The organism is Zarconia navalis LEGE 11467, assembly GCF_015207075.1.
Taxonomy (GTDB): Bacteria; Cyanobacteriota; Cyanobacteriia; order Cyanobacteriales; family Geitlerinemataceae; genus Zarconia; species Zarconia navalis.
This window is the reverse complement of sequence record NZ_JADEXN010000230.1, coordinates 1-7,786: the sequence shown is the minus strand read 5'-3', so window position 1 is coordinate 7,786 and position 7,786 is coordinate 1. Positions and strand designations below refer to the sequence as shown.

Here is a 7,786-nt window from a genome sequence, read left to right as displayed (position 1 = left end):
AGATACATCTCGCGCAAACAAGTGTGGGCGATCGCCCCAAACCTAAGCCTACCCCATTTCAATGAGTTCTCCTTAAACCTCACTGGAACCGTGCAAATTTTTCATAGGCGATCGCATCAATTTTTAGATCGTGGGTTATTACACTAGTTCGATGTGCTCAAAGCCGCTTCGGAAACGCTTCCCAAGCCCACTGAACGAAGAAGCTGTTCCCAAGTTTGCTTCAACTCGGGATTATTGGGTTGCGCGAGGCGCTGCTCGAACAATGTCACGATCGTTTCTTGCCAAATTCCCGCCTCAGCATACAATGCGGGATAGGCTGCTGGGGTTTCTCCAGCCAGCTTTTGACTCAAGTTCGCATCGAGTTCGATTCGCTTAACCCATCCTTCGACGACGGGATTTACCGAACGATCGAGATCGTCGCAAATGAGGCTCACGTACCATTGATAGGGCTTACCGATTGTCAGCGGAGGCATATCTGCATCCGTGAGGGAGAAGCTGACGATTCCTGGAGCGATCGGTAGGGGTAAATTTTTGCGAACCATTTCCGTACCATCGTCTCCGGCAACGATTAGCTCTAGACTGTTACCCGAAGATGAGGGCACGTAGACGAGAAGGGTTGGGTGTCCCTGTGCAGTCAGCCCAATTTGCGAGTGAGGTGTAATGGCCATCAAGCTTTCACTATTGGACAGACACGTACCCGAACCTCGGCTGGCGCCTCCGGTGGTGCGGTACGGTGCATCTTCCCCAGGTGAATCAAAGTCGATTCCCGCGGCGGCGATCGCATTTGGGACTTCACCCCCATCAGCCCGAGGGGAGACACCACACAACAGCGCCAAGGATAAAGAGAGAGTCAAGGGAATTGTTTTCCAATTCACGATCGGATAACCTCATAAGTAAACAACAACAAGATATCTGTGGTTAGGTTCTCAAACACTGTTCCACTTACGGTTGCTGCCTTCATAAAAGAATTGAACATCTAACTTCGGATAAATTTCTCGTCTGAGAATTTTCTCGGAAATGCTTCTATCTTAAGCCTTCAAAGATATTCAATTCACGAACTTCGTTCGAATTATTGAGAATTTCTGTTTTATGAATTTAGTTAATTGACAGAAGAAATTCTCATTTGGTTTATAGCTCAATTGACTGCGATTTCAATTGTAGTTAAACTCTACAACACCCAATCACCTCAGTGATATTACAAATTTTACTCAGATATTTCTATAAAGATACTAGCAAAACTAAGTTTTTTTGGTAAAGATTATGTAAAGTGTTGCGATCTCAACACCCGATCGACTCTGAGATGTTGAAAACGATACAGAGCAGATTGCAAACACACGCTTGACTAGATTTTTGACGGTGAGAATTTGGGGAAAAATTGGAACTACTATTGCATCGCAAGCGCAATAGAACCGGAGAAATAGTCATTTTGACTATATTTAGGGCTGATTGCGGTAACGATGGCAATCATATTGTTTTCTCTCTACTCACAATATAACGCTAGGTTCTCTGAGATGGTATGAGTGGGCGAATACTTCACCTCAAATCCATAAATTTATACTAGATCCGCCTGCAGATCTAGCATTTAGCTTTACATCGGTATCAATTAAACAATCGATGTAGAAACGATCGGCAATTGCCGAAAAAATAACGAACTCTTTCAGATTTACTTACAAATTCAGTCCGTACTTTTACAGGCTACTTGCTTGTTGTCTGTCTTGTTTTGCAGCAGAATCAGCGTAGATATCAGCTAATAAATTAAGATCGAGTTGTACGATCTAAAAAATAAAAGTTGATTGCTATACAATTGAATAAAAATAAAAGATATTACCTAAGCGTTAACCGCGATCGACAGAAATAAAGTGTAGGCACAAATAATTTTATTCTATTCTCATTTAACAATTTCTTATAGCAGTTTTTATTTTTTAATAAGAACTAAATTTTCATCACTTTCGCGAAGTACATAATCACTAAGATTACATGCATTTTGCTGACAAGTCATCTCAGCAATTCCAGAGGAATAGCCTTTTAAAAAAGAACGAAACTCAGATAATTTGATGGGAGTTTTGGTTTCAATGCCCCCGGACATAAGCGCAACCAAAACGGTGAAAATAAAAGCTTTAAATAAGATTGAAAAGTGAGAAACTGGTTCGGTTCGCTCTAACATAACTCTGACTCTCGAATGCGACATTAAATATTGCGCTACTCATTCTAAATTCAAACGAACGAGTTGAACAATTTAGATTGACTTCCAAACTTATAATGGAGAATGTGTTTAGTGCAGCGCCGATAAATTACCTTCGATAACGATATTAGAAGGGTGACCATCAGTCGATTACCAGTAATGCCAAGAGAGTGAATAGATAATAACCGAGAGGAGTTTAGGAACGATCTCGATCGCGCCTTGGGGCTAGCACTGCAACATTGCTTTTAACTCTATTCTTCTATTGTCTCGTATTTTTACGGACGCTGGAGTGATGTTCATCGCTGTCAATCCGCGATCGCGCGGAGAATATTTTGCGATCGAAGTCACACAATCCCTCAAATAGCCCTTTTCTGTAAGACTCCCACTTTCCGGAGTCTTACCCTGATTCTCTCGTTAGGTATCGTTGGCTATAATAACGGAATTTCGTCAAAATCTCGGAAAGTGATACAAGAGCGAACTTAGCTCGATAGCTATCTTATATCCCTTGTCGAAGGCTGTATGTCCAACGTAAACAACGTCGGGTGCATCGCGGCCTGCATAATCCTCGCTAACGTCCATCGGCTGTGGAGACCGGCAAGCGTGGATGCAGACTTGTTGCTTATGCACGCCCTAACCTGGATTTGCACGCCCTAACCTGGATTATTCACCAAACGCGCTCACTCCCGATATCGAGTCAACCTCGCGCAAACAGACTGTTTTTCGGGTAAATTCCCAGATTGTTGGTGGGTAAAGGCGATGGCGCGATTTTCGTCAAACGATCGTGAATAATGCAGGCTAAGTGGTGATTCTTAGACAAACGACAAACAAAAGAAAAGAGCGATCCCGAATATCGGAAATCGCCCCTGGTGTAGTTTTATGAGTTCTCTCAGAAATAGGACTCAGATGGTAATGCGAAATGAAATGCCTTAGAAAAAGTGGGAAGAATGTAGGATCTCCCACATCTCTTTGCGATCGATTCAGGACAAAATCAAGCGATCGCCGCCATTTTTACGTCATTGTTATTAATCAACTCCTGCAATTCTTCGGAATCGACGGTTTCTTTCTCAATCAGCATTTTTGCGATTTGGTCGAGAAGATGACGGTTTTCGAGCATCACCTGTTTGGCTCGCTCGTAAGCTTGGTCGACCAGGCGACGTACTTCTTCGTCGATGGCGGATGCCGTCTCTTCGGAGAAGTCCCGTTCGGCAGAGATTTCCCGACCGAGGAACATATTCCCTTGCTGGCGACCGAGGGTTACCGGACCGAGGCGATCGCTCATACCGAAGCGAGTCACCATTTGTCGCGCCACGCGAGCCACTTGCTGCAAGTCGTTAGACGCGCCAGTTGTCACTTCTTCATCACCGAAAATAATTTCTTCAGCAATCCGACCGCCAAGGGCAACGGCCATCTGATTTTGCAAGTAAGACCGGGAATACAAACCCGAATCCATCCGCTCTTCGCTGGGGGTGAACCAAGTCAGACCGCCAGCGGCACCGCGCGGGATGATGCTGATTTTCTGAACGGGGTCGTAATCGGGCATCAGCGCGCCCACTAAAGCGTGACCGGCTTCGTGGTAAGCCACCAGAGACTTGCGCTTCTCGCTCATCACCCGATCTTTCTTCTCGGGGCCAGCTAAAACGCGATCGATGGCATCGTTGACTTCATCCATCGAGATTTCCGTCAAATTACGGCGGGCGGCGAGAATCGCGGCTTCATTCAACAGATTGGACAAGTCTGCCCCGGTAAAACCAGGAGTTCGACGGGCAATTTTTTCGAGGTCTACATCCATCGAGAGGGTTTTGCCCCGCGCGTGGACGTTGAGGATTTCCAGGCGACCGGCATAGTCAGGGCGATCGACCACTACTTGGCGATCGAAACGACCGGGACGCATCAGCGCCGCATCGAGCACGTCGGGACGGTTGGTGGCTGCGATAATGATGATTCCGGTATTACCCTCGAAACCATCCATTTCCGTGAGCAACTGGTTGAGGGTCTGCTCGCGCTCGTCGTTACCGCCACCCAAACCGGCACCGCGCTGGCGACCGACAGCATCAATTTCATCGATGAAGACGATGCAGGGGGCGTTGGCTTTGGCCTGCTCGAACAGGTCGCGGACGCGGGACGCACCGACCCCGACGAACATTTCGACAAACTCAGAACCGGAGATGGAGAAGAAGGGAACCCCGGCTTCGCCAGCAACGGCTCGTGCCAAGAGGGTTTTACCAGTTCCGGGAGGGCCTACCAGGAGTACCCCTTTAGGAATTTTCGCGCCCACAGCGGTGAAGCGATCGGCATTTTTGAGGAAGTCTACAACTTCATTGAGTTCGAGTTTAGCTTGCTCGATACCGGCCACATCGCCGAAGGTCACTTGGGTTTGCGGTTCCATCTGCACTCGGGCTTTGGACTTGCCGAAGTTCATCGCTTGGCTGCCCGGACCGCTTTGAGCGCGTCGAAGCAAGAAGAACAAACCGACGAGCAGCAGAATCGGGAAGAACAAGCTGCTCAGGGCGCGCAACCAGAAACTATCATCGTTTTGGGGCGTGACTTTCACATCCAAGTCGTGCTCGGTCAGAATGCTAATCAGATCGGGATCGTTGGGTAGGTTCACGATCACCTTACCGCTGCCTGCGGGATCGGTGTACATCGCTTGAGTCCGATCGGAACTGATGCTTACCGTACCTTCAATTTGGTCAGTTTGAACGGCTTGAATAAAGTCGCTATACTTACTCGTTTGTTTAGTTTGGGGTTGTCGATCGAAAAAGGCTGTTGCTAAAGCTATGACGACGATCGCCAGCAACGCGTACAGACCTGCATTTCTCCACCGCTTATTCACCGGGGTCTATCCTCCTATTGTTTCTGGGAGCTTGGACTTTAATAATAAGTCTTTTAATCTATGTTAATTTATCTTAACGTGATGTTTGCAATCGTGCTAATTGAGAATTCGGAAATGTCTATTGAAGGCGGAGAGACTCTGAAGATGAGGAGATGGAGAGACGCACAAAAGAATTAACTCACCAATTGTCAATAGTCCGTTTGCTCTCCTTGTGTCTTCTCTGTCTCCCCTACCGTCCCAGCTAGACATTTCCGAAGTCGATCGACATACATAAGGACATTGGGGTAGCAAAAATAAGAGGGCGGGCAGGAATTATGAGAACAGATGAGGACGGTGTGGATCGGTACGATCTCGACGACGCTGTTGGTATAGGCAATCGCATCAAACCCTTTGACGACCTCGGGAGTCCAAGGAACCTCCATCACCGTTTGCTGCTGTTGTAAGGTGTCCAAAAGCCGCGTTCGCATCAGTCCGGGCAAAATTCCCGCTTCTAAAGGGGGCGTCCACCAACACCCTTCTCGCCATCCCCAGAGGTTACCGGTACTCGTTTCTAGCCAATTGCCCGCATCGTCGGTGAGAATAGCTTCTTTGGCATTGTGTTTTCGCGCCCCTTGTAGTGCGAGCCATGCAGGGAGGTAATTACCTGTTTTCCACACCGGAAGCGAACGGCGAAACTGCGGTTCGCAAGCCAGCCAGGCCACAATTCCCTGTTGCTGCCGTCGGGTTAAGTCCGGTGGCAGCGATCGCCCGGTTATCCATTCTCTACCATCAGGAAAAATCGCCACCCGCAACACCGGATAGCGATCGCTCAAGACTTTCGCGCCATGGCTGGTGCGTTCCCAATCGGGTTCGGACCAGCCAAAAACTTCGATCGAAGCGAGAAGCCGATCGCAATGTTTCTGCCACTGAGTCAAGGAATGTTTCAGGGTGCGATCGTACACCCGCAACGTGGTAAACACCGTCGCCCCATAAAGTAGGCCCGGATCGGTAATGTCGAGTTCCAGGGTATTGGCCGAGCATAGCCTGCCGTCGTACCAAAATATTCGATCGTTCACCCTAATTTAAGTCATAACGCTTTGGTGAAACTCATTCTAATCGCGAATGAGACCGGACTCTTCTGTGCGATCGATTGTCGTGCCGCCGCTGTGGGGGTTAACCTAGTGCTGGATTTTTCTTGCAAGTAGAAAAAACGTTTTGGGCATTGATGGGTTCCGAGATTGGGAAAAGCTGAGAATGACCCGTTCACCCTCGATTCTCTCGATCGGGTTCGGTGACACAATGGTAAACGAGCCAACCCTTGGAAAGCTTCAGCAATGGAGTAACCTTTGAAATTTCGCAAGAAGTCTTAAATTTTTAAATTTCAATTGGAGGACGCGCAACTGAATCATGAATACCAATATTGGTAAGTATTTGGAGCAATATACCATCACCCGCCCCCAGGAAGTCTTGCTGGTGACGGCACAAATTGAAGGCCAAACCGATCGTATTGCTATTTTTAAAGGCTTTTCGAGTTCTTTGATGCGATCGACGGCTTTCGATCCCGAGATTCCCGTTCTGCCAGATGAGGCGGAAATTCTCTCCATCGATCGGGTCGCCAGTCCCTATCATCCTGACAATCCTCAATATATCGAAAAAGGTTTGACCTGGGAAACCATGCAACCACTACTCGATCGTGCGGGAATTCGCGTCTGAGGTCGAGTTCGGCGATTAATTCGTTATTAACGATCGATGGCTGAGTAATATTCCATCAGCACCGCTTCGGCTTCCGCTAAATCTTTCCCAAAGGCGATCGCCCCATCCTCGTGACCGGCCATCACCAACATTTTCCGTTCTCCCAAGTCTTCTTCCTCGAACAAGCGCCACATCTCCCGCGCCATCTCCGGCGTACCGTAGGGAACCTCTCGCCTCGTAGTGGGAACTCGACCCAAAAGTTGCTGCCACAGGGGCCCGTTGTGAACGTGAATAATTCCAGTCACCCCAGGTTGCTGGGTATAAATTGAAGCGTGGGTGAGAGATTCCGACGATGCTTTCACCGGGCCGGTACAAGTCAACTGGTTTTGCCCTAGGCTGAAGTCCGTAACCACCGTATAGTGTTGGGGTTTGAGGTGGGGTAAGTGTCCGGTTTGCGTCCCAGACACGATAAACCGATGGGAATTCTCCAGGCGAACGCTAATATTACCGAACCCGATGCCGCAGTCGTACGCGCCGATGAGTCCTAGAGCGTACAGGCGATCGCGAACCACCATCAAATCCTCGAGACGATCGCGCGGCGGCGGTTCTCCCGAAATCCACTCGCAGCAATATTTAATCGTACCTTCATCAATCATCATCGATTACCATCATCACATCCATCGCTTGCCACAGCAGTGGGGTCGATTGCCAGGGAGTTCCTGTCAATCCCAAAATATTACTGATGTGGACGGTGGCACCGTAAACAAGAGCGATCGCCATTAGCTTGGCATAGGTAGAACTCCAGGGGTTTTGAAGAGCCGATCGAATGAGGTGATTGACAGACATAATTCCCAGTTTGCGACGATCGCAGCCCAAGTGCCGAACTTTCTTCAACCCATGGCAAAAGACTCTAACGCCTCGTGCAACTCCTGTTGTGCTGCCCGACGTTGGTAGCGGTGTTCCGCTTTTTGGTAAAGCTGGCGAACTTGTTCCAGGCGCGCCCGACTGTGTTGCAGCGTTTTTGAATCTGGCGCTTTTAAATATTGCTCAAACGTCAGTTGTTCTACTCGAACGAGGCGATCGCGCAGTTGCTGGGCGTC

At 48.4% G+C, this 7,786-nt stretch carries 8 protein-coding genes; 1 reads left to right on the top strand and 7 read right to left on the bottom strand.

What is annotated here, in order from left to right; all coding sequences use genetic code 11:
• Positions 1–143 precede the first annotated feature (143 nt).
• The 4 genes from IQ235_RS12990 to IQ235_RS12975 all read right to left on the bottom strand — a co-directional run bounded on the left by IQ235_RS12990 (position 144) and on the right by IQ235_RS12975 (position 6,070).
• The gene (locus IQ235_RS12990; protein WP_264321881.1) at positions 144–875 is read right to left on the bottom strand and encodes a DUF928 domain-containing protein; all 732 of its coding nucleotides are present in this window, start codon (positions 873–875) and stop codon (positions 144–146) included.
• 1,040 nt (positions 876–1,915) lie between these two features.
• Positions 1,916–2,164 (bottom strand): hypothetical protein, encoded by a 249-nt coding sequence (locus IQ235_RS12985; protein ID WP_264321880.1) that lies wholly within the window; start codon positions 2,162–2,164, stop codon positions 1,916–1,918.
• 1,006 nt (positions 2,165–3,170) lie between these two features.
• Positions 3,171–5,015 (bottom strand): ATP-dependent zinc metalloprotease FtsH3, encoded by a 1,845-nt coding sequence (ftsH3, locus tag IQ235_RS12980; RefSeq protein WP_264321879.1) that lies wholly within the window; start codon positions 5,013–5,015, stop codon positions 3,171–3,173.
• 188 nt (positions 5,016–5,203) lie between these two features.
• On the bottom strand, positions 5,204–6,070 hold the full coding sequence (locus tag IQ235_RS12975; protein WP_264321878.1) for an aminotransferase class IV: 867 nt from the start codon (positions 6,068–6,070) through the stop codon (positions 5,204–5,206).
• A 331-nt stretch (positions 6,071–6,401) separates the two neighbouring features.
• On the opposite strand from IQ235_RS12975, the gene IQ235_RS12970 reads away from it, so the two are divergent.
• A complete protein-coding gene (locus tag IQ235_RS12970; protein ID WP_264321877.1) occupies positions 6,402–6,707 on the top strand; it encodes a DUF7734 family protein in 306 nt (101 codons plus the stop codon).
• A gap of 26 nt (positions 6,708–6,733) precedes the next feature.
• On the opposite strand, the gene IQ235_RS12965 is transcribed toward IQ235_RS12970, so the two are convergent.
• From IQ235_RS12965 to IQ235_RS12955, 3 genes are all read right to left on the bottom strand, one after another.
• Complete coding sequence (locus tag IQ235_RS12965) at positions 6,734–7,345, bottom strand: class II aldolase/adducin family protein (protein WP_264321876.1); 612 nt, start codon at positions 7,343–7,345, stop codon at positions 6,734–6,736.
• On the bottom strand, positions 7,335–7,532 hold the full coding sequence (locus tag IQ235_RS12960) for a hypothetical protein (protein WP_264321875.1): 198 nt from the start codon (positions 7,530–7,532) through the stop codon (positions 7,335–7,337). The genes IQ235_RS12965 and IQ235_RS12960 overlap by 11 nt, the downstream gene beginning before the upstream one ends.
• A 44-nt stretch (positions 7,533–7,576) precedes the next feature.
• Positions 7,577–7,786, bottom strand: a 210-nt coding sequence (locus IQ235_RS12955; protein ID WP_264321874.1) for a hypothetical protein, incomplete at its 5' end; no start/stop codon positions are given.